The sequence below is a fragment of the Cellulosilyticum lentocellum DSM 5427 genome (assembly GCF_000178835.2).
GTDB lineage: Bacteria > Bacillota > Clostridia > Lachnospirales > Cellulosilyticaceae > Cellulosilyticum > Cellulosilyticum lentocellum.
In genome coordinates, this window is sequence record NC_015275.1 from 1,695,451 (window position 1) to 1,718,537 (window position 23,087).

The window sequence follows — 23,087 nt, forward strand, 5'->3', positions numbered from 1 at the left end:
AAGGGAGAATGAGCGATGAAAAAGAAAAATGTATTAGTAATCTTTGGTGGGATGTCAAATGAATATGAAGTATCTTTAAAGTCAGCTGCAGCAGCGATAGAAAATATGGATTTAAGCAAATATAACTTAATGATGTTAGGCATTACACAAGAAGGAAAATGGTTAAGGTTTTTCGGTGATGTTGAAATGATAAGAAATCATACATGGCTTACTGATAAAAGTTGCGTAGAAGCATTTATATCACCTTCTAGGGAACAAAAAGGGCTAATTGAGCTAAGTCCAGAAGGATATAAGGTGACTGAGGTAGATGTAGTTTTTCCAATCTTGCATGGAAAATTTGGAGAAGATGGAACGATACAAGGCCTTTTAGAATTATCAGGAATTCCTTTCGTAGGGTGTAGGACATTAGCTTCGGCAATCTGTATGGATAAGGCAATCACTCATCGTTTAGTTGCAAAAGAAGGGATTAAAGTAGCTAGATCAATTGTTTTATATAAGGAAGATAGAAATGCAGAACAAAGACTTGAAGAAGTAGACATAAAGCTACCAGTTTATATCAAACCAGCAAAATCAGGGTCTTCAATAGGCATTACCAAGGTGTTTCATTTTGAACAGTTAGAGGATGCAATAAGTAAAGCCTTCTTAGAAGATGATAAGGTTGTTATAGAGGAAAATATAAATGGATTTGAAGTTGGATGTGCCATATTAGGGAATGAAAATCCTATGATAGGAGAGGTGGATGAGATTGAACTCATGGGAGATTTCTTTGATTTTAATGAGAAGTATATGCTTGCTAATTCAAAAATCCATATGCCAGCTAGAGTGGAAAAAGAAGTGGCACATCAGATTAAGAAAACAGCAATTAAAATATATGAAATCCTATCTTGTACAGGACTTGCCAGAGTAGATATGTTTTTAACACAAGGTAATGAAATCTATTTTAATGAAGTCAATACGCTACCTGGTTTTACAAGTAGCAGTAGATATCCTAAAATGATGTCTTCCATTGGTCTAAGTTACACAGATGTCATTACGAGACTAATTGAGCTGGCTTTAGAGGAGGTATAGATATGCATAAAATAGAAGAAAAGTTTTTAATTGATACAGCAGAGTATGTAGAGATAAATTTAACTAAAGAAGCTATTTACTCAGGAAATCTCATACTTGTTAATAGTAAGCATGAGTTTGTGAATCAACCACTTGCATTAACTACATTATCTCAGATACATTTTGAGAGCTATAGAAAAGATGATATTTCTATGAACATAGAAGCACATGAAAAACTAATCGCTTTAATCGATGCATGTGATGCTAGAAAAAGGATGGTTGCTGTAAGTGGCTTTCGTACGGAAGAAGAGCAAAAAGAAATTTATGTCAATTCTATAGCAGAAAATGGTTTAGCTTTTACTAGACAATATGTGGCAAAGCCTATGGCAAGTGAACATCAAAGTGGTTTAGCTATAGATATAGGTGAGCAAGCAGATAGCATAGATTTTATTTCTCCTTCTTTTCCTAATGAAGGCGTATGTGGCGAATTTAAAGCGTTAGCAGAGCGGTATGGGTTTGTTAGAAGATATGACCAGGATAAAACACATATAACAGGTATTTCAGAAGAACCATGGCATTTTAGATATGTAGGTATATCTCATGCAAAGTTAATGAACAGACTAAGCTATTGCTTAGAGGAGTATATTGACTTTCTAGGTGGATTTGAAATGAATCATAAACATCTTATTGTTGATGAGAAAGAGCAAATAGTGGAAATCTATTTTGTAAAGATAGGAGAGACACCTAGTAAGTTGTTTATAGCTAAGGATAAGAACTATGAGTTATCTGGCAACAATAAAGATGGGGTGATTGTGACAATAGTGACACCAAAGGAGCCATGGCAAGATGGAATATAAGTCAAAAAGCGGTGGTATTGACCTATTTAAATTTGCAGCAGCACTACTAGTAGTTGCGATTCATATAGATCCACTCAGTTCTTATAGTGAGTATAGTAATTACATTTTATGCCGCGTTATTGCTAGGGTAGCAGTGCCTTTCTTTTTCATAGTATCTGGCTATTTCTTTGCATTAAAATTAAGTGATGATAAGAAAAATAAAGAAGTGTTATATGCGTTTATCAAAAAAATAGGGTGGCTATATTTAGTAGCAAGCATCATGTATTTACCCTTAAATATTTATAAAGGAGATTTTACTAACCCTTTTACATTATTAGAAGGGATTAAGTCTATCGTCTTTAATGGGACATTTTATCATTTGTGGTATTTGCCGGCTCTCATTTTAGGCATGAGTATTGTTTATGGGTTGAAGCAAAAACTTTCCACAAGATTGGTGTTTATAATCTGCATTGTACTATACATCATAGGTTTGTTTGGTGATAGTTACTTTGGGTTTACTCAAGAGGTACCAATAGTGAGTGGTTTATATGAAGGCATATTTTCAGTATGCGACTATACAAGAAATGGTATATTTTTCGCACCTCTATTTATTGCAATGGGTATGAGTTTTACTAAGCTTGATAAGTCTAATAATAAGAAAGATAGAATGCTACTTATGGTATTTGGTACCTTATTATTAATAGAGGTGTTATGTCTCAAAAGGTATGAAGTACAAAGACACGATAGTATGACGATTTTTTTAGTACCTACTGTCTATTATTTATTTAAATTATGTATGGAAATAAATTGTAAAGAGAGAAAAAGCTTGAGGCTAATCAGTCATTGGATTTATATACTTCATCCAATGATGATTGTAGTCATAAGGATGCTAGGAAAAGCATTTAACATAACGTATCTGATTGTAGATAATAGTTTGATGAATTATATAGGGGTAGTAGTATTGTCACTAGTGGGATCTGTAGTGATGCTATTTCTATCTAAAAAGAAAAAGAAACTGAGTAATTAGACGAGCATAAGGGGGATGACATAATGAGTAATAGCAAAGTAAATATTGAGTTACTAAGGGCATATAGTGAGATTAATCTTTCTAATTTAGAACATAATCTTGGACAACTTCAAGAGCAATTACCGGCCATGTGTAAGGTGATAGCTGTAGTAAAAGCAGATGCTTATGGACATGGGGCAGTTCAAGTGTCTAGACATTTACAACGTTTAGGAATAGAGCATTTTGCAGTAGCCAGTATCGATGAAGCTATAGAGTTAAGGATAAATCAGATAGAGGGAGAGATCTTAGTTTTAGGATATACACCTATAGGACGCAGAGAGGATTTAATCTATTATCATATTACACAGGCACTGATTGATGAGAGTTACGCAGAGAAAATAAGTAAAGGGAAGGGAAGACTAAGAGTACACATTAAGTTAGATACAGGAATGAATAGACTAGGGTTAAGAGCAACAAATCTAGATGCATTAATGGCTATTTACAGAAAAGAAAATTTAGAGATTACAGGCACTTTTAGCCATTTATCAAGAGCAGACAGTTTATGTGATGAAGATAAAAGCTTTACCGAATATCAAATTAAAACCTTTTATGAAATAATAGGCAGTCTTAAAAAGAACCATATAGAAGTTGGAAAAACCCACCTTCAAAGTAGTTATGGCATTATTAACTATCCTCAAATAAAGTGTGATTTAGCTAGACCGGGAATCCTTTTATATGGCGTGTCTTCAAATCCGGAAGAGAATATAGCAGAGCGGTTAGATGTAAGGCCTGTTCTATCATTAAGAGCAAAAGTTGGCTCCATTAAACATGTGGATAAGGGTGAAACGGTAGGATATGGTAATCATTTTAAAGTAGAAAAAGAAAGTGTCATTGCGATCGTGACCATTGGTTATGCAGATGGTTATCCACGTTATTTATCGAAGAGGGGGTGTAAGGTATTAATTAGAGGACGAGAAGTACCTATCATTGGGAATGTATGTATGGATCAAATGATAGTTGATGTGACATCTCTTAATGATATAAAGGTTGGAAGTCAGGTTACATTAATAGGAAAAGATGAAGAAGCTTATCTATCAGTTAATCAAATTAGTTTATTGACCAATACGATAAATAACGAAACGCTTACTGGTATAGGGCAAAGGGTTAAAAAAGTATACATTTAAAGTGATAGAAAGTGATAGGATAAAGAGGAGCCAAATGATTAATGATGTAGCTTTTCTTGCATTAAATGAGGTAACTTCATATGAGATAAATGAAAGTTTTCTATTTTTATGATGAATTGTGATATAATGAGACTATAAAATGACGATACATTGACTGGAATGAACTAAGAAGAAAGTATAATAATAAGAAAAGGTATGAATAATATACAAGATAAAAGTTTTAAACTTCATAAAAACGGAAGATTTTTAGGGGGGAGATAGTGGGTGAAAGAAAATACCTGGCCCATAGCCTTATTTAATGGAACTGTAGCAACAACAAATGGACTTTATGAAATATCAGACATTGATACTGATACAGCTAGAGAACTTTTACAAACCTATGGATTTATATCAGCTATTGGTCATGAAGCAACAGCAACTATTATGAGAGAATTATTAGAGCAACCAATAATGATGAACCGAATTCAATTTCATCAAGAGGTGGGACAAATAGCCATTGTTTTCAAACTTAAGGAAAGACCAGATGAAGGCGTTGTCCTTAATCGGGAAGAAGTAGAGGATATTGGTTATTGTTTAAAGAGAATGGTTCGTCTTAAATAGTAATCAAGAAAGGGATTGACCTTGGCTTTTACCAAGAGTGACAGCGGTCAGATAATTAATGTGGAATTCAATTCTATAACATATCAGATTACTTTTTTAAGTGCAGGGCATGCTGAGGGATTACGGCTATGCCTTTTTTTGCTATACAATAAATCAAAAAGAATAATGAGATGCTGGAACGCAAAGAAGAGTCAAATGATAGATGTCATTTGGCTCTTTTTTACATGGTTGTTGTAGCCCGAGAAGGTATCAGTAAATAGTAAGCCATACCTTTATGACTAAAATAATAGAAGAAGGTAAATAATATTTTTTAATTGCGTTAAACTTTTTGAGACTATATTTACACAGCAAAATAGATTAAAATACAATCGGTAGGTTACATAAATAATAGACAGGAGATTCAACATGAAAAAAGACACAAGTATAAAAGACATGATAATTATTGGATTTGCATTGTTTGCAATGTTTTTTGGCTCAGGTAATCTTATTTTTCCACCCTACCTTGGGCGTATGGTAGGTGATCAGTATTGGATAGGATTAATTGGATTTATGATTATGGGCGTAGGGCTTCCTCTACTAGGTGTTATGGCAACAGCTAAAGTTGGAGGGGATTTCAGGGTTGTAGGAAACCATGTAAGTAGTTTGTTCTCTGCAATTTTAATCACATCACTTATGCTAACTATAGGCCCTTTTTTTGCTATTCCAAGAACAGCTGCAACAACCTATGAGATAGGGATTAAACCTTTTTTTGAAAATATCAATCCTGTAGCAATTATTGGTATATATTTTCTAATAAATACCTTCCTTGTTATTAGTCCTATATCTATTGTGGATTTAATAGGTAAGTTTTTAACACCGATTTTATTAGTTACTTTAGTGACACTAATTGTTAGAGGGAGTATATCACCTTTAGGGCCAGTAACAGAAACAACTTTAGATAATGTATTTGCAGACTCTTTAATAGAAGGGTATCAGACCATGGATGCTCTTGCAGCAGTGTGCTTTGGTGGTATGATAGTTCATACGATTAAATCCAAAGGTTATAATGAGCCTAAGGAGATTATAACACTTACGTTAAAATCTTCTTTAGTAGCTATCATTGGCCTTGGCATTATTTATGGAGGATTGATGTACCTAGGGATGTATACAGGTCATATGAATGAAACAATAGAAAAAACAGCTTTAGTTGTATCGCTTGCACATCAAATTCTAGGTAAAACGGGATCAGTTTTTCTTGCTATATCAGTATCTTTAGCTTGTTTAACAACCTCTATAGGGTTAACTGCTACAGGAGCAGAGTATTTTTCAGATTTAACAAAGGGGAAATTACCTTATTGGTTAGGAGCTATTTTAATTTCGATTGTAAGTATGGGCATAGCACTTATGGGAGTAGATCGAATTGTAGGGATTACACTACCAGTGCTTAAAATTCTTTATCCTGTTATTATTGTACTTATAGGATTTACATTTGTAGACCAATGGATTGCTAGTGATAGGGTTTATCAAATAGCAGTTTATACAACCCTAGCCATATCTCTATTTGATGTTATGGGACAAACATTAGGGATTATACCGTTACAAAAAATAATTAGACTTATTCCTTTAAGTAGTATGGGATTTCCATGGGTTGTACCAGTTCTAGTAGTATTTATGGTTTATAAACTTGCGGATTTGAAACAGGTAAGAGAGTAATATTAAATAGCTAGCTCCTTCGTTTCTTCACAGCGCTTAAAAGGACAAGATCTTGGTGTTAGACGAAACATATAGCTCTGACAGGAGTTCAACTTGATGTTGTACCACCTTGTTGGAGCTTTTTCATACCTTAAATATTACCTAGTAATTTTTTTGTTTTTTTATTTTTTATTTTAAACATAAAATTCTAATAATTAAGACGATACCTTTATTTGTACAAGTAGTAATGCTATACTAATAGTGATAAGTAAGGTCTGTACTTTGCAATGCAAACGCTAGTAGTGAAATTTTTAAAATAGAGGTCGGTGTAATGAATAGCGTATGATTGTTGTTGAAAAAGCAGGATATGATTTTAGTCAGATTACTGATATTCAAAGAGAGATAGATACTATCCAGAATTAGTTAATTTGTAGGTGGTAATTGTTAATGAAGAATGGATAAAATGATTAATGGGGATAAGAGGAGATAAAATGAAAAAGTTTCTTTCGGGTCTTTTTTTAGGTGCTATTTTAAGTGCAACTATTATAGGAGAGGTTCAAAAAGTTGATGAAGATAGACCTGATTATACAGAAGACTATGAGTGGTCATATGATGAAGTGACTCAGGAGGAGTTATATGAAGATGCGCTAAAGTCTGTGGAAGACTATCTTGAGGAACATCCAATAGATATTAAGGCAATGATGTACAAGGCAGCTATTTTGAATGAACAAGATAGGTCTGAAGAAGCAATAATGTTAATTAATGAGGTTTTGACACTGGATTTGGATAATGATGTAGCTTTGAATAATAGAGGGATGTACTATAACGAACTGGGACTATTTCGATTTGGGCTAGAAGATATTGAAGCTGCCATAGGCATCAGTGGTGGGACTAGCCAAGAATATGCCAATAAAGGAAATGCTTTGCTAGGACTAGAGCGGAATGAGGAGGCATTAGAGGCTTATACTATGGGATTGGAGATAGAACCTGACAATATTTTCTGTCTCTATGGGCAAGGTATGATTTATAAAAACAAAGAAAAATACGAAGAAGCCTATGAATTATTTGGGAAAGCATTCATGCTGAATCCAGAAGACGATGATTATTATTATGGAGTGATTCATATAGGGTATTAACTAAAAAAATATGAAGAGTTGCTGTCCGTTGTGGAGCAAAAGGCTCAGGTGTGTTCGGATACAGAAATGATAGATTATTACAAGGTGGATTTGAAGTTGATGCTTGCCCAATATGAAGAGGCCCTTGAAGCAATAGATGTTTATATTCAGAGGAGTGAGTATCCAGAAGAGGGTTATTATTGGCAGTGTAAAGCGTACATAGGGTTAAATGATTTGGAGGCTGCTTATACAAGTCTAAAAAAGTGTGTTGAACTAGATTCAGAATACTATTATTATATTTAGCTTGAGGATGTAAAGGCACTAGTAGGCTATTCGGATTTTGATGAGGTATTCAGTGAGATTCATATGAATGATTATATGCATTAGTGTTTTTATAATTATTTTTAGCGCATAACAAGCAGGCTTAGTTACATAAGCTTGCTCTTTACTTGTCCTGAACTAGCTAGATATATAGCTTTTCATTTATGCTAATTTAAGTTAGAATAGGAATTTGGCAAGATGAACAGTAGTTGAGAGGATAAAATAATGGACACTAATCAAATAATGGCAGTATTTAAAGCATTTTATTTTGGTTGTGAGAATATGGAAAAGATTGCAAGACGCACTAAAGTATCTCGTGAAAAGGTAAGAGAAGTCTTACGTGGGGCACGTGAGTGCGGACTTATTAAGTATAGTACAAAAGATTATAATGAAACATTTACTCATGTAGAAAATAAGAAGCTAGGTGCGTATTTAAGAGCGAAAGGGTATTATAAAATAAAAGAAGCAGCTTAGTCCTTCATTATGAAAGGCTAGACTGTTTTTCAAAGTTGCTGAGGAGATTATGGAGATGTTTGAAGAAATCAATGCACAAGAAACCTGAGGCTATGGAAGAATATACTAATCAAACTTATAAATAAACTCCATTTCATTTTCTAATAATAAAGAGAGATAGCTTTTTGTATAAGCTCATCTAAGGAAAATGGTACTGCAAAATAAAAGGAGAGCATAGTATGGATAATAATAAAAATAGAGTAAAAGATAGAGAAAAAAGTAATTCCGAGTTAAGAAAGATGGATCCTACCACCTATGCTGATAGAGGAAGAATTAATGGTGACAAAATAGGTGTACATGGGAAACATGAAAAGAGTAATTAGTATAAATCAATTTTAAAAGACAGTGTTTACTAATAACACTGTCTTTTTTGTGGGTAAAAGTAGTTTCAGTTAAGATGAGCATGATTAGAAGGTTATTAGCTTTTTAAAAGAGAAAAACTTTGCTTAATTGTACTTATTTAAAAGTTATATGATACAATAGATAAGTAATAAGAAAAAGCATGATGTAAGTAGAGGGGGCATAATCTATGATGGTAACAAGAAAGATGAAAAACCTAGGAATTGATCTTTCTCTTTTAGGATTTGGCTGTATGCGCTTTCCAATGAATGAGGGAAAGATTGATGAATTAGTAGCAACGAATATGATTAAAGAAGCTATGGCAAAGGGTGTTAATTATATTGATACAGCATACCCTTATCATAATGGTGCAAGTGAGCCTTTTGTAGGGAGAGTCCTCAATGAATATGAACGCAGTAGCTATTATTTGGCTACAAAGCTTCCTATGTGGTTAGTTAATTCTGTAGAAGACGCAAAACGCTTGTTTGAAGAACAGTTAGAAAGGTTAGACAAAACGTACATAGATTTTTATTTACTCCATGCCCTTAATAAAGGAACCTGGCAAAAAGTATTAGATTATGGCATTATTGAATATTGCGAGCAGCTACAAAGAGAAGGAAAAATCAAGTATTTAGGCTTTTCTTTTCATGATGATTATGAAGTATTTGAAGAAATTGCTACTTATCGTCAATGGGACTTTTGTCAAATTCAACTCAACTATATGGACACTGAAGAACAAGCAGGTGAAAAAGGCTATGCCTTAACTGAGCAGCTTGGGATTCCACTTGTGATTATGGAGCCTATTAAGGGTGGCAGCCTGGCTAATTTCTCTGACGATATTAATGCTCGTTTTACAGCTATGGATGAAACAGCAAGTATTTCTTCTTTTGCACTTCGTTGGGTAGCAAGTCATCCTAATGTAAAAGTGATTTTAAGTGGTATGTCTACGCCAGAACAAGTAGCGGATAATTTAAATACTTTTTGTAATTATAAGCCTATGACAGAGAAAGAGAAAGAAGCAATTAATGAAATAGTAGGTATTTTAAGAAGTCGTGTACAAAATGGTTGCACAGGGTGCCGTTATTGTATGCCATGTCCAGCTGGGGTAGATATTCCTTTTAACTTTAAGCTGTGGAATACTTATCATATATATCGAAATTATTGGGCTGTAAATTGGGATTGGGAGAGAAATTTAGGAAAAGCCAAAGCAGATGCGTGTATCAAATGTGGTAAATGCGAGCAGCATTGTCCGCAAAAGATTGCCATTAGAAAAGATTTAGAACAGGTGATGATTGACCTAGAAAATCCTAAGTGGAAGCCTTAAAAAGATGGCAGGTGCTGGAAAAGGAAAAGGTGATCAAAATGAAGGGAGAACAAAAATGAATGTTAAACGTTTAGCAGCAGGAGGATTACTATTGGCCATGGGGATTTTAGTTCCACAAGCTTTTCACTTAACAGGTGTTCCAGCCTCTGGAGCTGTTTTTTTACCTATGCATATTCCTGTATTAATAGCAGGTTTCTTATTAGGACCGCTTTATGGTTTAATAATAGGCATGATTTCACCCCTCATTAGCGCCATGACAACAGGCATGCCGGCCATAGCAAGGTTACCTTTTATGATAGGAGAGTTAGCTACATACGGAGCTATTAGTGGTCTGTTATTTGAACAATTAGGTTTTTATAAAAGAAGATTTGGTATTTACATAAGTTTATTAGGTGCTATGTTGGTTGGAAGAATCGTTTATGGCTTAATGATAGTTGGGGCAATTTACTTATTTGGTGTTAAAGGTTTAAGTATAGGGATGGTAGGAACGGCTATTATAACAGGTATACCTGGGATAGTCATTCAAGTAGTATGTATTCCTGTTCTTATTTTAGCTTTAAAAAAAGGAGGCGTATTAAGTGACATTATTAGACAGGGCAAAAAAGCTTCTTAGGGAGACAGACTCTACTTGTATAGCACTTATAGGAGAAGAAAGCTATCTTTCAAAAGAGAGGGGGATTTCACCTATATTAAATCAGTTAGAAAAAAATGAACAGTTCTTTAAAGGAGCTATTGTAGCTGATAAAGTAGTAGGTAAGTCAGCGGCAATGCTTTATAAAAAAGCACAAATTCATAGTTTGTATGCAAGTATTATAAGTGAGCATGCTCTAAGGGCTTTAAAAGACACAGAGATTATAGTAACCTATGAAAAAGTAGTCCCTTATATTATTAATCGACAAGGCGATGGTATGTGCCCTATGGAAGCAAGTGTGCTCGAGATAGAAGAAGTCAATGAAGCTTATGAGGCTCTTAGAAATAAGATGGCAATGATGAGAAAAAATCAATAGCTTTTCATTTATGCGAATTTAAGATAGAATAGAGCTTAAGCCAGAGGCGCAGAAGTTGAAAGGATAAAATAATGGACATTAATCAAACAATGGCAGTATTTAAGGCATTTTATTTAGGTTGTGAGAATATGGAAAAAATCTCAAGGCGCACCAAGGTATCTCGTGAAGAGGTAAGAGAGGCCTTACGTGGTGCACGTGAGTGTGGTCTTATTAAATATAGTACAAAGGACTATAATGAAACCTTTACTCATGTAGAAAATAAGAAGTTGGGTGTGTATTTAAGGGCAAAGGGTATTATAAAATAAATAAAAACAGCTTAGGCTTTAAGTGTGAACGCCTAAGCTGTTTTTTTGCAAAGGCAATCTTTTAGAAGCGGTGAATTAATAGTGAAGCAAAGAAAATAGATGGAAAATGCTGTTATTGATTGAGGGGAATAATTTCAGAACATACGTAATACATATAAAGAAGGGTTAGAATACTTAGCAGGGGGATACTTGCTAATTTAACTTTGGGAATCGGGTATCTTTGGCTTATTCCTTGTATGAATATTACAATGGCTAATGTATATAGGCAATTAAATGATAAGGAAGAAGTTACAGCCCAAATGGATCAATAAATCAATTAAAGAAGACAGTGTTTATCCATAACACTGCTTTTTGTGAGCAAAAATAGCTACAGCTAAGATGAGCATTGTTATAGATAAGTTTAACGTGATTTTAATACAGAGCATCTTACAATCTTAACACAGTTCTGTTTTAATAAGGGAAACAGAGCTTTATTAAAAAGAGGTGAGGTTATGATGCAGGAAGAGATTTCAGAAGAAGTTTTGAATGAATGCTTATCACTCATAGAATGAAAAGAACACATTGACTGAGAATAGTCAGTGTGTTCTTTTCATTTTATAAAAATACTTTAATGTTTGGCTTTTGATTGTGTGCTAGTTTTACTTGAAGTAGCTTCTTTAGCTGCATCAGTAGAAACCCTGCTAGCCGCTAAACGTTTGTTGATAGACTTTTTATGTGACATAGACAAGGACCTCCTTTGATGAAGATTTCAGCTCTAAAAGTTGATACCTACATTATAGTCCTCTTATTTAAAAATGCAAGCCTTAATAAAAAGACAATTCAATAATATTTTTAGGAATGTTAAGAATATATAAATATTCTGGAATCTATATTGCAATTTAAAAAATGAATGTTAGAATGATTCTTGATAAAGGTCAAAGGCGATCTTGCATCATGATGATGCGAGGTCGCCTTTTTGCGTTTCAAAAAATTGAAATTGTAGGAGGGTGAAAAAATGAATTTACAAATTAATGCAGGAGATACAGGATTTATAATGATTTGCTCGGCACTGGTATTTTTAATGACACCAGGGCTTGCTTTCTTTTATGCTGGGATGGTAAGAAGAAAAAATGCTTTAAACACACTTTTATCTTGTTTTTTTATTTGTGGTTTAGCTTCATTAATGTGGATTATTTGTGGCTATTCTCTATCTTTTGGAACAGATCATGCAGGTGTTTTAGGCGGTCTTAATCATTTGTTCTTTAACGGTGTTGGGATGCAGCCCAATGGTGACTATTCAGGAACGATTCCCGAAACCTTATTTGCAGCTTTTCAAATGATGTTTGCTATTATTACACCTGCTCTTATCTGCGGAGCTGTGGCAGAACGTATGAAGTTTTCTAGATTAGTTATTTTTATAGGTATATGGTCTTTATTAGTATATTACCCATTAGCTCATATGGTTTGGGGTGCAGGTGGTTTCTTAAGAGAGTTAGGTGCACTTGATTTTGCAGGTGGTAATGTTGTACACATTAGCTCAGGTGTAACAGGTTTAGTAGCATGTATCATTCTAGGTAAACGCCGTGGTTATGGTATGCTTTCCTATAAACCACATAATATTCCTTTTGTTGTTTTAGGCGCAGGTTTATTATGGTTTGGTTGGTTTGGTTTTAATGCAGGTAGTGCTTTAGCTGCCAGTCCTTTAGCGGTTCACGCTTTCCTTACAACCAATACTTCAGCAGCAGCAGCACTTATTTCTTGGTTAATTGTTGAGAAGATTGTTTATAAAAAGGTAACGGTATTAGGTGCAGCAACAGGTGGTGTTATAGGACTTGTAGCCATTACACCAGGTGCAGGCTTTGTTCCTATTTGGGCTTCTATTATTATAGGCCTTGTAGTAAGTCCACTTTGCTTCTTCTTTATGTCAAAGGTAAAAGGTAAATTTGCTTATGATGATGCATTAGATGCATTTGGTTGCCATGGTATAGGTGGTATTTGGGGGGGGATTGCAACAGGTATTTTTGCACACCAATCTATTAATCCAGATGTCATTAAATGGAATGGTCTTATTTATGGAGAAACAAAATTATTTGGAGCACAACTTCTTAGTATTGTTGTAACAATCGTTATTGCAGTAGTAGTAAGCTTTATTATCTTAAAGGTTATGAAATGTTTTGGGGATCTACGTGTAAGTGTGGAAGCTGAGGGTGTAGGACTTGACTTAGCAGAGCATAATGAAGCAGCTTATCCTGCTTATAATGGTTTAGATTAACACCATGAGTGATTATAAAGAGAAAAGAGGGAAAGATGATGAAAAAAATTGAAGCCATTATTAGGCCAGAAAATTTAGAGCAACTTAAAGAGGCTTTATTAAAAGCAAATATTCCAGGAATGACCATTAATCAGATTTATGGGTGTGGTAATCAATATGGTTATACGGAGCATGTTCGTGCTAATGAGATTATTGTTAATACCTTACCTAAGGTAGAAGTTAAACTTATTATTCCAGATGAGCGTTTAGATGAAATGATTAAACTTATTATTTCAGTGACACAATCAGGTGAGTTTGGAGATGGCAAAATTTTTGTATATGATGTTGTCGATTGTATTCGTATTAGAACAGCAGAGCATGGTGATAAAGCACTATAGATAGAAACATTATTAATGAACCGAAAAAGAGTATTACCTAGCTAAATCAAGGTTGGGTAATACTCTTTTTATATACGAATTTTTAGAGTATTAAAATTTTATTGAATTTGATATAATGATTATATTGATAAATGAGAATGGTAAATAAAGGAGCTGGTAAGAGGTGAAGACAAGAAAAATAGGCGTTGAAATAAAACTTTTAATCGCCATAATTGTCTTGTGTATGATTACTATTTTAATGATAAGCATGATTTCTTATAAGACTATGTCTAATTATTTAATCGGGACCAATAAGTCTCACATGATGGAAATCGCTAAAGTGATTGCTAAGCAAATTGATGGGGATATTCATGATGGTATTCAAATAGGGGAAGAAGATTCAGAGGCTTACATAGAAATCTTAACTTGTTTAAGAGATTTTTTGGAAGATAAAAAGATAACCTATATTTATACCATGAAGCCTTTAGATGGAACCTATGTTCAATTTGTAGTGGATGCAGATGATGCAGACACGAAAGCATTAATCGGCGATGCTTATGAAGCTTATCCAGAACTACTTGAAGCCTTAGAAGGTCATGTAACGGTAGACCAAGAGATAACGAGTGATAAGTGGGGGACTTATTTCACAGCATATGCACCTATTTATAATAGGCAACAAGCAGTAGTTGGAATAGTAGGTGTTGATTGCGAAATTGCTACTATCCGTAATGAATTACAAAATCTTATTAAATATATATTAATAGGATCAGTTATTTGTATTTTACTTTCCATTGGAGTTGCTTTACTGATTGTACGTCAAATAGGAAAGAATTTAAGAATAGTTAATAATAAGATTTGTGATGTGGTATTTAGCGATGGGGATTTAACAAAAACTGTAGATATTCATACAGGAGATGAGTTTGAAGTAATAGCAGACAGTTTAAATGCTATGTTAGATAAAACTAAACTCACCATAACAGAGGTAATAGACTCTTCCACGCAGCTAGATAGCAGTACACAGCGAATGACACAGGCTATGGTTCAATCTAGTGATGAAGTAGCTCGTATTGCTATGATGATGAATGAAATGAATCGAGCTACAGAAGGTCTGGCAAGTTCTTTAGAGAAAGTGCAGGTATCCACAGGTAATGTACGTTCTACCACAGAAGGTTTAGTATCTTTAACAGAGGAAAATACTTCATTAATTAAAAGTGTTTATCAGAAAACAGAAGACTTAAATCAAAAGATAACAGATTCAAAGTTATTGGCAGAAAAGACTTATACACACATTAACGAAGTTCTTGTAGAAAAACTAGAACAAGCTAAAGAAATTGAGGAAATAAAAGTTCTAACCAATAATATACTGGGGATATCTGCGCAGACTAATTTGCTGGCACTAAATGCTAGTATTGAAGCTGCAAGGGCCGGAGAAGCTGGTAAAGGTTTTGCAATAGTTGCAGGAGAGATCAGTCAGTTAGCCGCTTATTCTAAAAATGCCGCTACAGAGATACAGGTAGTCAGTGAGCATATTATTATGATTACGGAAGATTTAGCAGAAATGGCTAAACAAATGCTTGCTTTTATTAATCATCATATATTAGAAGAGTATAATGAGTTTGCAAATACAAGCAAGTTCTATACCAAAAATATGGAGAGCATTGAAAAAAGTATGTGTGACTTGGAGGTCAAAACAAATAGTTTATTTAGTGCCATTGAAGGTGTACAAGAGGCGATAGATACTATTGCTGCTACTTCAGAAGAAAATAATTCAGAAATTGAAACGGTCACTCATAGTATAGAGTATCTAGAAGGCAATATGAAAATGGCAGAGAAATTAACAAAAGCTAATAGAGAAATAGTGAAACGTCTCAATCAAGAAATGATTAAATATAATGTAAAGTAGTATAAAGAAGACTTCTAGCTGATTTAAAATAAAATGGCTAGAAGTCTTTTAACATAAATGAATGATATGAATTGATAGGTAAAATGATATAATAAGACAGACTAGGATTAAAATAAAAGGAGCAACATGAATGAAAAAAGGAAAGCAGAAAATTATAGACGCAGCTTTTAACTTGATTCTGCAAAAAGGAATAAAAGAAACTTCTGTTCGTGACATAGCTAAAGCAGCAGTAATTAGTGTGGGAACTTTTACTTATCATTATCCGAGTAAGGAAGAATTACTATTTGATATTTTTGAGATGACTACCGAAAAGCAAGACTTATTACTACAAGAAGCTTTTAAATGTAATACCTTGGAAGAAAAAAAAGTAGCATTAGAAAATGTTTTTCAGCAAATGACATCAAGTGAGTATTTTATGAAACTGGATTATTATCTGATGGGAGAAGCTTTTTCTGGTAATACAATTATGTTAAAAAAAATGAAAGAAAAATATCATTTGTGGAGAATACAATTTGCAGAATATCTTTATGGAGAAATTAAAGCACAAGATAAGGAGCACCTATTAAGTGCCAGCTTACTGCTAGCCATTATTGATGGTATTGCACTTCAATTGTTACTGGATGAAACTAGTGTAGAGGTATCTTTAGTAGTTCATAAGGTAATTGTTATGCTGTATGATTAAGATTGACATAGGTTAGGCGGTATGATAAAGTGAATCTTGTCGTACGAATGTACGAAAGAATTGAGTTGATTTTATTAGGAGGAATAAGGCTTATGGATTTACTTCATGAAGATACACGAAAGCTATTTTTTAAATACTTATTGCCATCTATTAGTGCAACCTTAGTCACTTCTATTTATGTACTAGCAGATACCATTATGATTGGAAAAGGTGTTGGCCCTAGAGGTATAGCTGCTCTTAATTTAATTTTACCTGTATTTAACTTGTTTTTTGGAACAGGGTTACTATTAGGTGTAGGTGGCGCAGTTCTCATGTCTGTAGCTAATGGGAGTGGTGATAGAAAATTAGCAAATAGGTACTTTACACATTCGGTTATAGCAAGTAGTGTGATAGCCATTCTTTATATGGTGATTGGGAGTATTTTTTTAGAACCTTTAGGTTATGCCTTAGGCTGTACGAAAGAAAATATAATACTATTTACAAGCTATGGTAAGTATTTGGTGAACTTTTGCCCGATATTTGTATTTTCTAGTTTATTACAAGCCTTTGTAAGAAATGATGGTGCACCGAAAACAGCAATGGTAGCTGTTATTACAGGTGGTGTAACCAATATTATATTAGATTATATTTTTATCTTTGATTTCAATATGGGCATGGCAGGAGGTGCTATAGCAACTGTTTTAGGGTCTACACTTTCAGTTGGTATTTTGCTGACTCACTTTTTATCACATCATAATAAAATGAGGCTTATGAAAGAAAAGTGGAACTGGGAGATTATGAGGAGAATTCTCCATAGTGGTTTACCAAGCTTTTTAATAGAAATTGCCAGTGGTATTGTCGTACTGCTTTTCAACCTACAGCTTCTTAAATATATAGGAGAAGTAGGTGTGGTTGTATATAGTATTATTGCTAATAGTGCTATTGTAGCCATGTCACTGTTTAATGGGGTATCACAGGGAGCACAGCCTATTATGGCTACTAACTATGGTGCTAGGCAGTTAGAACGTGTGGCAAATGTAAGAAGATTAGGGGCTATAACAGCTTTTGTTATTGGACTAGTCATCTTTTTATTAGGGGCATTGTACCCAGATATAACAGTTGCATTATTTGTTAATCCAACTTCAGAAATTTTGACTTTAGCCAGAGATGCTATAAGACTTTATTTTGTGGCCTTCTTAATGATGAGCTTAAATATCTTTTATAGCACCTATTTTCAATCTGTCTTAAGACCTAAGATATCATTGATTATTTGCCTTTTAAGAGGAATTGTTATTTGTGTGATTTTAGTATTTATATTACCAATATGGTTAGGGGTTACAGGAATTTGGTTAGTAATGCCTATTACAGAGCTGATTACAGTAATAATTGCTATGCTATTAGTAAAAACGAAAAAAATATAAATTTAAAATGATTTGTGTTCATAAAAATAAGAATAAATACGGCAAAAAGTCTCCAAAATAGTATAGAAGGATTTCTATTTAAAAGGAGAATAAAGATGCCAACTTTAAAATGTGATGTTAAGAATTGCTCGTATAATGAATGCAATTATTGTTCGTTAGATTATATTCATGTAGGAAAAGAAGGTGCAACTAATAAAGAAGCAACTTGTTGTGAAAGTTTTAATGAAGGCGAATATGTAGCTAGCAATTGTGCAAAAGAACCAGAAGAAGTGGTTCAGATTAAATGTAGTGCAACTCAATGTGTTTACAATGCTAACGAGGAATGCAGAGCGGAATATGTGCCTATTAGTAGTACAAGTACAGCCTGTTGTGCTTGTGAAGATACTTTATGTGAGGCTTTTATTAGTAAATAAACAGAAAAAGAAGTTATCCTTGAAAATCAAAGGATAACTTCTTTTTCTGTTTATTAAAATAACTATTTATTATAAGACAAGGGTGTTAAGGAGATGATTAGCTAATCATAATTTTTAAGATTTCTAAATCAGTTTGTTTCATTCCTTCTTTACCAATATAACCTACACAGCTAATGGTTTCTTCAATACCATCTTGAACAATACCTGTAAAAGGTGCATAAGCCTTATTTTGCATGGCTAAATAATGAGCCATCATAGCAGCATCTAAACTAGAGGCAATCTTAGAGGCACAAGAGGCTTTAGCACCATCACAAATAATACCAGAGATATTAGCTAAGGTATTTACTATGGTTTTTTGAATTTGTTCCATACTGCCATGCTCTAGATAAGTGATGGCAGCGCCACTTGCACAGGAAGCAGAAACAGCACCACAAAAAGCAGATAATCTACCAATAAATGTCTTTTGATGAATGGTTAGAAGGTTAGAAAAGACTAGAGCACGATAAAGCTTTTCCTTAGAGATGCCCTTTTCCTTTGCATATACTACAATTGGAATAGAAGAGGTTAAGCCTTGATTACCGCTACCTGAATTAATAATAACAGGAAGGACACAGCCGCTCATACGTGCTTCAGAAGCAGCAGAAGTATAAGCTTTTATATCTGTTACAATACCTCTAGAATAAGACTCTAAAATGACTTTGCCAATGCCTAGACCGTAATCGCCATTTAAACCTTCCTTAGCAATCGCCATATTATAAGCTATTTGTAAATCCATAAGAGGCGCAACATCTTCTAGGTTAACTGTATCTGCAAAAGCTTTAATAGCTTTTAAGCTTAAAATGCTACGGTCCGTAAAAGTTCCTAAATATTTATCATCAGAATCTTCACCGCTATAAAGAAGTTTTCCGTTTTTTATAATCTGAGTGATATGGATATGACTATGTTTAATTTCTAACATCACTTGCTGATCATCTTTAAAGACTTCCAGTTGGATATGGAGTTGTAATGGACTTTCTAAAAGCTCTACTTTACAAAAGTCTTCTGATAAGAGGTGCTTTACCTTAGTAAGTTGCTTGGTTGTAGCAGATGATAAAACTTCCATTTCTTTTGAAGCGTCACCAGCCACAATACCCATAACAACACTGGCTTCTATACCTACTAAATCGTCTGTATTAGGAATAGTAACGCATTTAACGTTCTTAATAATGTTACCACTACATTTGGCAATTACATGGTCAGGAAAATCACCTAATACTTCTCTAGCTTTAGCAGCAGCAAAAGCTAGGGCAATAGGTTCTGTACATCCCATTGCTGGGACTAATTCTTCTTTTAGTATGGCTAAAAAATCTTGATAATGATGTGTGGTCTGCATCGATTGGCCCTCATTTCTAGTAATCAATAATGTTTAAACATATCTATAGACTAATTGTAGCATAAAGAAAAAACAGATTCAAAAAATTAAATTTGGAAGTTTGAATATCAGATAAAATTGAATTTGGGTTATTTATTAAATTTTTATAAAGTACATTGACTTGGTAATAGAAAATGATATCATATTAATATGATATCAGAATGATATTAAAAGTATAAGAAGCGGAGGAGTGAATGTGATGGAGGATAAGAAGAAAATATATGATGAAAAAGAAATGAAAACCAAAAGTGGGATGGGAATGTTATTGGGAACTATATTATTAATGGTTATCTGCATAGCTGCATTTCCATTAAGTATAGGCTTTGTTGCGAAAGTTTCTGTAGCATTAACAGTTACTATTTGCATTGTAGCAGGTATTGGCTTTATTTCAACCTTCTTTCTATTTGCAGGACTTAAGGTAATCAATCCTAATGAAGCATTAGTACTTACATTATTTGGAAAGTATCAGGGTACATTAAAAAAGGAGGGATTTTATTGGGTAAATCCATTCTGCACAAGTATTAATCCAACTGTTAAATCAGGGGTTCAAGTAGCTACAGCTCAAGGAGCTAATGATATTAATATTCAAGGGATTGAAACGGGGAGTAAAAAAGTATCTCTTAAAGCGACTACATTAGAAAATAAAAAGCAAAAAGTAAATGATGAATTAGGAAATCCTATTGAAATAGGTGCAATTGTTATTTGGCAGGTTAGAAATTCAGCACAGGCTGTCTTTAACGTAGACAATTACAAAAATTATATTTCTACTCAATGTGATTCTGTGATTCGTAATGTAGCAAGATGCTATCCTTATGATGGCGCAGAAACAGAAGGTAGTGATGAAAAATCTTTGCGTGGCAGTAGTCAAGAAGTAGCTGACATTATGAAAAAAGAGCTTCAAGAAAAAGTTAATATTGCAGGTATTGAGATTTTAGAAGTACGCATCACTCATTTATCTTACGCACCAGAAATTGCTTCAGCTATGCTTCAAAGACAGCAAGCAGTAGCAATTATTGCAGCAAGACAAAAAATTGTTGAAGGTGCGGTAGGCATGGTAGAGATGGCGCTTAAACAACTTAATGAGAATAGTGTGGTAGAGCTAGACGAAGAACGTAAGGCTGCTATGGTAAGTAATTTACTTGTGGTACTTTGTGGGAATAAAGATGCACAGCCAATCGTTAATAGTGGTACGATCTATTAGAAATCATATATAGAAAGGACCTAGAGGATATGGACAGCAAAGCGAAAGAAAAAGAAAAAAAACAGGTTCTACTGAGATTGTCACCAGGTCTTTGGAATGAGCTAGCAGCTTGGGCAGAAGATGACTTTCGCTCGATTAATGGACAAATAGAATATTTACTTACCGAGTGTGTAAAAAAGCGTAAGAAAAGTGCTACAAAAGAAGAATAAATAGAAAATCATAGGTAATTAAGGAGAAAAGCATGAGGGATAATGACATCATACAAGCAGAATATGAGGAATTTGAAGGGGATGTGAGGAAACTTGAAGAACTCATAGGACAACTAGAACTTTGGAGTGATGAATATACCATTAATCATAAAAGAGAAGAAGTAAGGCTACCGGAGTATGTAGAGCTTCATTTGAATTTAGAAGCCTTAAAAGAACAGTTATTTGCTTTTATAAATCAGCAAATAGCCAAGGAGGGTAAAACTGAATGGAGCATAAAGGCTGAGACAGATATTAAATATCGATTAGCAAGTTATAGGCAGACAGAAGCGCATATCCATAAGTGGATTAGAGATATTAAAGATATTTATATCTTAATAGCTAAATCCCCCCTGCTTGAGAAGAATAGAGCTTATATAGAAGAAATATTAAAGACAGATTAAGCAAAAGGGCTAAGTCTATTGCAGTAACATGAATAGACTTAGCCCTTTTAGTGGGTCTAGTTTTGCTCTTGGGAAGTACGAATTAAAGAAATAACGACCTCTAATAAACAATCTAGTGCTTGAAGTTGGTCTGAACTAACACTAGACGAAATAAGTGATTCAATATGGGAATAAATTTGGTAATCGCCCTCTACGATTTCTTTTCCCTTTGTGGTTAATTGAAGATAGTACACACGTTTATCTTCTTCTGATTGAACCTTTTCGATAAGCTGGTGCTTTTGAAGTCTTTTTATAAGTGCAGAAATAGCTGGTTTAGTGAGAGATAAAACGTCTGCCACATCTCCAAAATTGGGATGCTTCATGTTATGAATAGCTAGAAGATAATAGTAGTCACTAATATTGAAGTCGGTTTCAGTTGCCAAAAGATGATTAATACGTTCTGAGGATTGACGCCATAAGTAGCTTGTTATGGCTTCGAGATTTTGAGATATCACATTAAAACTCCTTAAATATTAAAAATTAAACATAATAATATATTAGAATATTTAGTATAAATAGTCAATTGCATTAAATACCATAATTATTTACAAAAAAATACCCATAAATTGTCCAAATATAGGTGAACATTTTTGGGTGTTAAGGCATATTGGCATCAGTAAGATGATTATAATCATCAGAAAAGGCAACAAGTGCAGTAATAACTTGTGATTGTCTTTTTAATGCAGCATCATAATGGTTACTAAGTGCATAAGCTGAAGGCGCTTGAGGAAGTCCTGCTAATAAAGTGGCTTCATCGAAAGTAAGCTCTTTAGGTGTTTTATTAAAGTAATTTTGACTAGCCATAGTAATACCTGTATTGCCATCTCCATAATAAATGGCGTTGACATAAAGTTCGAGAATTTCTTCTTTACTATAAAGATTCTCTAATTCATAAGCGATAAACATTTCCTTGAGCTTACGTTCTAAAGTTTGTGTTTTATCTAAAAAGAGATTTTTGGCTAGTTGCTGAGTGATGGTACTGCCGCCTTGCTCAATGTTACCACAGACCACATTCGTAATGAGTGCACGGCCAAGACCAATAAGGTCTACAGCACCATGCTTATAAAAGCGATGGTCCTCAATGGCCACGATGGCATCAAGAAAAGTAGGGCTAATTTCATCAAAGTGTGTATAGTTCTCACTATTTTGAAGTGCTACGATTGTTTCTTTTATGGGATAGGCGTTAATAGTGCGATGATAAGCAAAGTAACCATAGCCTATGCCACTAATAGTTAATACAAGTAGAAGAATGAGCATACCTTTAAATAGATTTTTAATATATTTCATAGTAATAAGCTCCTTTCTTTTATTTATAGATTTATTATAAAGCTAAATGAATAGCTAAACTATAGGATTTTGGTGACAGTTTTCTTTCAGTTTTGTAACATTTAGAAGCTAAACATCATAACTACATAACAAATAGATGACAAACATTTACAAATTGTGGGAGTCCCTTTATAATTTAAAGAAGAAAAACCTAAAAAAAGCTAGAATATCGCCAAAGGAGGAAAGAA

Annotated in this window: 26 protein-coding genes; 23 read left to right on the top strand and 3 right to left on the bottom strand. The window is 33.8% G+C overall.

Annotated elements, in window-relative coordinates:
- The first annotated feature begins 15 nt into the window (after positions 1 to 15).
- From vanG to CLOLE_RS07820, 20 genes are all read left to right on the top strand, one after another.
- Positions 16 to 1,068, top strand: a complete 1,053-nt coding sequence (gene vanG / locus CLOLE_RS07730) for a D-alanine--D-serine ligase VanG (RefSeq protein ID WP_013656535.1) — start codon at positions 16 to 18, stop codon at positions 1,066 to 1,068.
- A 2-nt stretch (positions 1,069 to 1,070) separates the two neighbouring features.
- Positions 1,071 to 1,904, top strand: a complete 834-nt coding sequence (locus CLOLE_RS07735) for a D-alanyl-D-alanine carboxypeptidase family protein (protein ID WP_013656536.1) — start codon at positions 1,071 to 1,073, stop codon at positions 1,902 to 1,904.
- A complete protein-coding gene (locus CLOLE_RS07740) occupies positions 1,894 to 2,910 on the top strand; it encodes an acyltransferase family protein (RefSeq protein ID WP_013656537.1) in 1,017 nt (338 codons plus the stop codon). The genes CLOLE_RS07735 and CLOLE_RS07740 overlap by 11 nt, the downstream gene beginning before the upstream one ends.
- Before the next feature lie 23 nt (positions 2,911 to 2,933).
- Entirely contained in the window at positions 2,934 to 4,073 is a 1,140-nt protein-coding gene (gene vanT, locus CLOLE_RS07745; RefSeq protein WP_013656538.1) for a serine racemase VanT catalytic subunit, read from the top strand.
- Between the two features lie 264 nt (positions 4,074 to 4,337).
- Positions 4,338 to 4,673, top strand: coding sequence for a YddF family protein (locus tag CLOLE_RS07750; protein WP_013656539.1), 336 nt, complete (start codon positions 4,338 to 4,340; stop codon positions 4,671 to 4,673).
- 405 nt (positions 4,674 to 5,078) lie between these two features.
- Positions 5,079 to 6,365, top strand: coding sequence for a branched-chain amino acid transport system II carrier protein (gene brnQ, locus CLOLE_RS07755; RefSeq protein ID WP_013656540.1), 1,287 nt, complete (start codon positions 5,079 to 5,081; stop codon positions 6,363 to 6,365).
- 470 nt (positions 6,366 to 6,835) lie between these two features.
- On the top strand, positions 6,836 to 7,480 hold the full coding sequence (locus CLOLE_RS07760) for a tetratricopeptide repeat protein (protein ID WP_013656541.1): 645 nt from the start codon (positions 6,836 to 6,838) through the stop codon (positions 7,478 to 7,480).
- 30 nt (positions 7,481 to 7,510) lie between these two features.
- Entirely contained in the window at positions 7,511 to 7,762 is a 252-nt protein-coding gene (locus CLOLE_RS07765; RefSeq protein ID WP_157864045.1) for a hypothetical protein, read from the top strand.
- 243 nt (positions 7,763 to 8,005) lie between these two features.
- A complete protein-coding gene (locus tag CLOLE_RS07770) occupies positions 8,006 to 8,254 on the top strand; it encodes a sugar-binding transcriptional regulator (protein WP_013656543.1) in 249 nt (82 codons plus the stop codon).
- Positions 8,255 to 8,472: 218 nt separating this feature from the next.
- Complete coding sequence (locus CLOLE_RS23345) at positions 8,473 to 8,616, top strand: hypothetical protein (protein ID WP_013656544.1); 144 nt, start codon at positions 8,473 to 8,475, stop codon at positions 8,614 to 8,616.
- Between the two features lie 209 nt (positions 8,617 to 8,825).
- Positions 8,826 to 9,956, top strand: coding sequence for an aldo/keto reductase (locus CLOLE_RS07775; protein WP_041713545.1), 1,131 nt, complete (start codon positions 8,826 to 8,828; stop codon positions 9,954 to 9,956).
- A 4-nt stretch (positions 9,957 to 9,960) separates the two neighbouring features.
- Complete coding sequence (locus CLOLE_RS07780) at positions 9,961 to 10,569, top strand: ECF transporter S component (RefSeq protein WP_013656546.1); 609 nt, start codon at positions 9,961 to 9,963, stop codon at positions 10,567 to 10,569.
- The gene (locus CLOLE_RS07785) at positions 10,535 to 10,963 is read left to right on the top strand and encodes a DUF1893 domain-containing protein (protein ID WP_013656547.1); all 429 of its coding nucleotides are present in this window, start codon (positions 10,535 to 10,537) and stop codon (positions 10,961 to 10,963) included. The genes CLOLE_RS07780 and CLOLE_RS07785 overlap by 35 nt, the downstream gene beginning before the upstream one ends.
- A 71-nt stretch (positions 10,964 to 11,034) precedes the next feature.
- Complete coding sequence (locus CLOLE_RS07790) at positions 11,035 to 11,268, top strand: hypothetical protein (protein ID WP_013656548.1); 234 nt, start codon at positions 11,035 to 11,037, stop codon at positions 11,266 to 11,268.
- A gap of 994 nt (positions 11,269 to 12,262) precedes the next feature.
- Entirely contained in the window at positions 12,263 to 13,519 is a 1,257-nt protein-coding gene (locus CLOLE_RS07795) for an ammonium transporter (protein ID WP_013656550.1), read from the top strand.
- A gap of 38 nt (positions 13,520 to 13,557) precedes the next feature.
- Complete coding sequence (locus tag CLOLE_RS07800; protein ID WP_041712938.1) at positions 13,558 to 13,896, top strand: P-II family nitrogen regulator; 339 nt, start codon at positions 13,558 to 13,560, stop codon at positions 13,894 to 13,896.
- A 163-nt stretch (positions 13,897 to 14,059) separates the two neighbouring features.
- Entirely contained in the window at positions 14,060 to 15,778 is a 1,719-nt protein-coding gene (locus CLOLE_RS07805) for a methyl-accepting chemotaxis protein (protein WP_013656552.1), read from the top strand.
- Between the two features lie 130 nt (positions 15,779 to 15,908).
- The gene (locus CLOLE_RS07810) at positions 15,909 to 16,460 is read left to right on the top strand and encodes a TetR/AcrR family transcriptional regulator (RefSeq protein WP_013656553.1); all 552 of its coding nucleotides are present in this window, start codon (positions 15,909 to 15,911) and stop codon (positions 16,458 to 16,460) included.
- Positions 16,461 to 16,507: 47 nt separating this feature from the next.
- Entirely contained in the window at positions 16,508 to 17,860 is a 1,353-nt protein-coding gene (locus tag CLOLE_RS07815; protein WP_242825777.1) for an MATE family efflux transporter, read from the top strand.
- Between the two features lie 95 nt (positions 17,861 to 17,955).
- Entirely contained in the window at positions 17,956 to 18,273 is a 318-nt protein-coding gene (locus CLOLE_RS07820; RefSeq protein ID WP_013656555.1) for a DUF1540 domain-containing protein, read from the top strand.
- Between the two features lie 97 nt (positions 18,274 to 18,370).
- On the opposite strand, the gene CLOLE_RS07825 is transcribed toward CLOLE_RS07820, so the two are convergent.
- A complete protein-coding gene (locus CLOLE_RS07825) occupies positions 18,371 to 19,645 on the bottom strand; it encodes an L-cysteine desulfidase family protein (RefSeq protein WP_013656556.1) in 1,275 nt (424 codons plus the stop codon).
- Between the two features lie 238 nt (positions 19,646 to 19,883).
- Between CLOLE_RS07825 and CLOLE_RS07830 the strand changes: the two genes are divergently transcribed.
- The 3 genes from CLOLE_RS07830 to CLOLE_RS07840 are packed head-to-tail and all read left to right on the top strand — an operon-like array spanning position 19,884 to position 21,534.
- Positions 19,884 to 20,885: an SPFH domain-containing protein gene (locus tag CLOLE_RS07830; protein ID WP_013656557.1), complete on the top strand. Its 1,002-nt coding sequence runs from the start codon at positions 19,884 to 19,886 to the stop codon at positions 20,883 to 20,885.
- Positions 20,886 to 20,914: 29 nt separating this feature from the next.
- Entirely contained in the window at positions 20,915 to 21,094 is a 180-nt protein-coding gene (locus tag CLOLE_RS07835; protein WP_013656558.1) for a hypothetical protein, read from the top strand.
- A gap of 32 nt (positions 21,095 to 21,126) precedes the next feature.
- Positions 21,127 to 21,534 (top strand): hypothetical protein, encoded by a 408-nt coding sequence (locus CLOLE_RS07840; RefSeq protein WP_013656559.1) that lies wholly within the window; start codon positions 21,127 to 21,129, stop codon positions 21,532 to 21,534.
- Between the two features lie 56 nt (positions 21,535 to 21,590).
- On the opposite strand, the gene CLOLE_RS07845 is transcribed toward CLOLE_RS07840, so the two are convergent.
- Both CLOLE_RS07845 and CLOLE_RS07850 read right to left on the bottom strand, forming a co-directional pair.
- The gene (locus CLOLE_RS07845; protein WP_013656560.1) at positions 21,591 to 22,028 is read right to left on the bottom strand and encodes a MarR family winged helix-turn-helix transcriptional regulator; all 438 of its coding nucleotides are present in this window, start codon (positions 22,026 to 22,028) and stop codon (positions 21,591 to 21,593) included.
- Between the two features lie 142 nt (positions 22,029 to 22,170).
- Complete coding sequence (locus CLOLE_RS07850) at positions 22,171 to 22,860, bottom strand: transglycosylase domain-containing protein (protein ID WP_013656561.1); 690 nt, start codon at positions 22,858 to 22,860, stop codon at positions 22,171 to 22,173.
- Positions 22,861 to 23,087: the final 227 nt, after the last annotated feature.

Coding starts and splice junctions, on each gene's coding strand:
- vanG (WP_013656535.1), top strand. CDS start 16: ATGAAAAAGAAAAATGTATTAGTAATCTTTGGTGGGATGTCAAATGAA.
- CLOLE_RS07735 (WP_013656536.1), top strand. CDS start 1,071: ATGCATAAAATAGAAGAAAAGTTTTTAATTGATACAGCAGAGTATGTA.
- CLOLE_RS07740 (WP_013656537.1), top strand. CDS start 1,894: ATGGAATATAAGTCAAAAAGCGGTGGTATTGACCTATTTAAATTTGCA.
- vanT (WP_013656538.1), top strand. CDS start 2,934: ATGAGTAATAGCAAAGTAAATATTGAGTTACTAAGGGCATATAGTGAG.
- brnQ (WP_013656540.1), top strand. CDS start 5,079: ATGAAAAAAGACACAAGTATAAAAGACATGATAATTATTGGATTTGCA.
- CLOLE_RS07760 (WP_013656541.1), top strand. CDS start 6,836: ATGAAAAAGTTTCTTTCGGGTCTTTTTTTAGGTGCTATTTTAAGTGCA.
- CLOLE_RS07770 (WP_013656543.1), top strand. CDS start 8,006: ATGGACACTAATCAAATAATGGCAGTATTTAAAGCATTTTATTTTGGT.
- CLOLE_RS23345 (WP_013656544.1), top strand. CDS start 8,473: ATGGATAATAATAAAAATAGAGTAAAAGATAGAGAAAAAAGTAATTCC.
- CLOLE_RS07775 (WP_041713545.1), top strand. CDS start 8,826: ATGGTAACAAGAAAGATGAAAAACCTAGGAATTGATCTTTCTCTTTTA.
- CLOLE_RS07780 (WP_013656546.1), top strand. CDS start 9,961: ATGGCAGGTGCTGGAAAAGGAAAAGGTGATCAAAATGAAGGGAGAACA.
- CLOLE_RS07790 (WP_013656548.1), top strand. CDS start 11,035: ATGGACATTAATCAAACAATGGCAGTATTTAAGGCATTTTATTTAGGT.
- CLOLE_RS07795 (WP_013656550.1), top strand. CDS start 12,263: ATGAATTTACAAATTAATGCAGGAGATACAGGATTTATAATGATTTGC.
- CLOLE_RS07800 (WP_041712938.1), top strand. CDS start 13,558: ATGAAAAAAATTGAAGCCATTATTAGGCCAGAAAATTTAGAGCAACTT.
- CLOLE_RS07810 (WP_013656553.1), top strand. CDS start 15,909: ATGAAAAAAGGAAAGCAGAAAATTATAGACGCAGCTTTTAACTTGATT.
- CLOLE_RS07815 (WP_242825777.1), top strand. CDS start 16,508: ATGTACGAAAGAATTGAGTTGATTTTATTAGGAGGAATAAGGCTTATG.
- CLOLE_RS07820 (WP_013656555.1), top strand. CDS start 17,956: ATGCCAACTTTAAAATGTGATGTTAAGAATTGCTCGTATAATGAATGC.
- CLOLE_RS07825 (WP_013656556.1), bottom strand. CDS start 19,645: ATGCAGACCACACATCATTATCAAGATTTTTTAGCCATACTAAAAGAA.
- CLOLE_RS07830 (WP_013656557.1), top strand. CDS start 19,884: ATGGAGGATAAGAAGAAAATATATGATGAAAAAGAAATGAAAACCAAA.
- CLOLE_RS07835 (WP_013656558.1), top strand. CDS start 20,915: ATGGACAGCAAAGCGAAAGAAAAAGAAAAAAAACAGGTTCTACTGAGA.
- CLOLE_RS07840 (WP_013656559.1), top strand. CDS start 21,127: ATGAGGGATAATGACATCATACAAGCAGAATATGAGGAATTTGAAGGG.
- CLOLE_RS07850 (WP_013656561.1), bottom strand. CDS start 22,860: ATGAAATATATTAAAAATCTATTTAAAGGTATGCTCATTCTTCTACTT.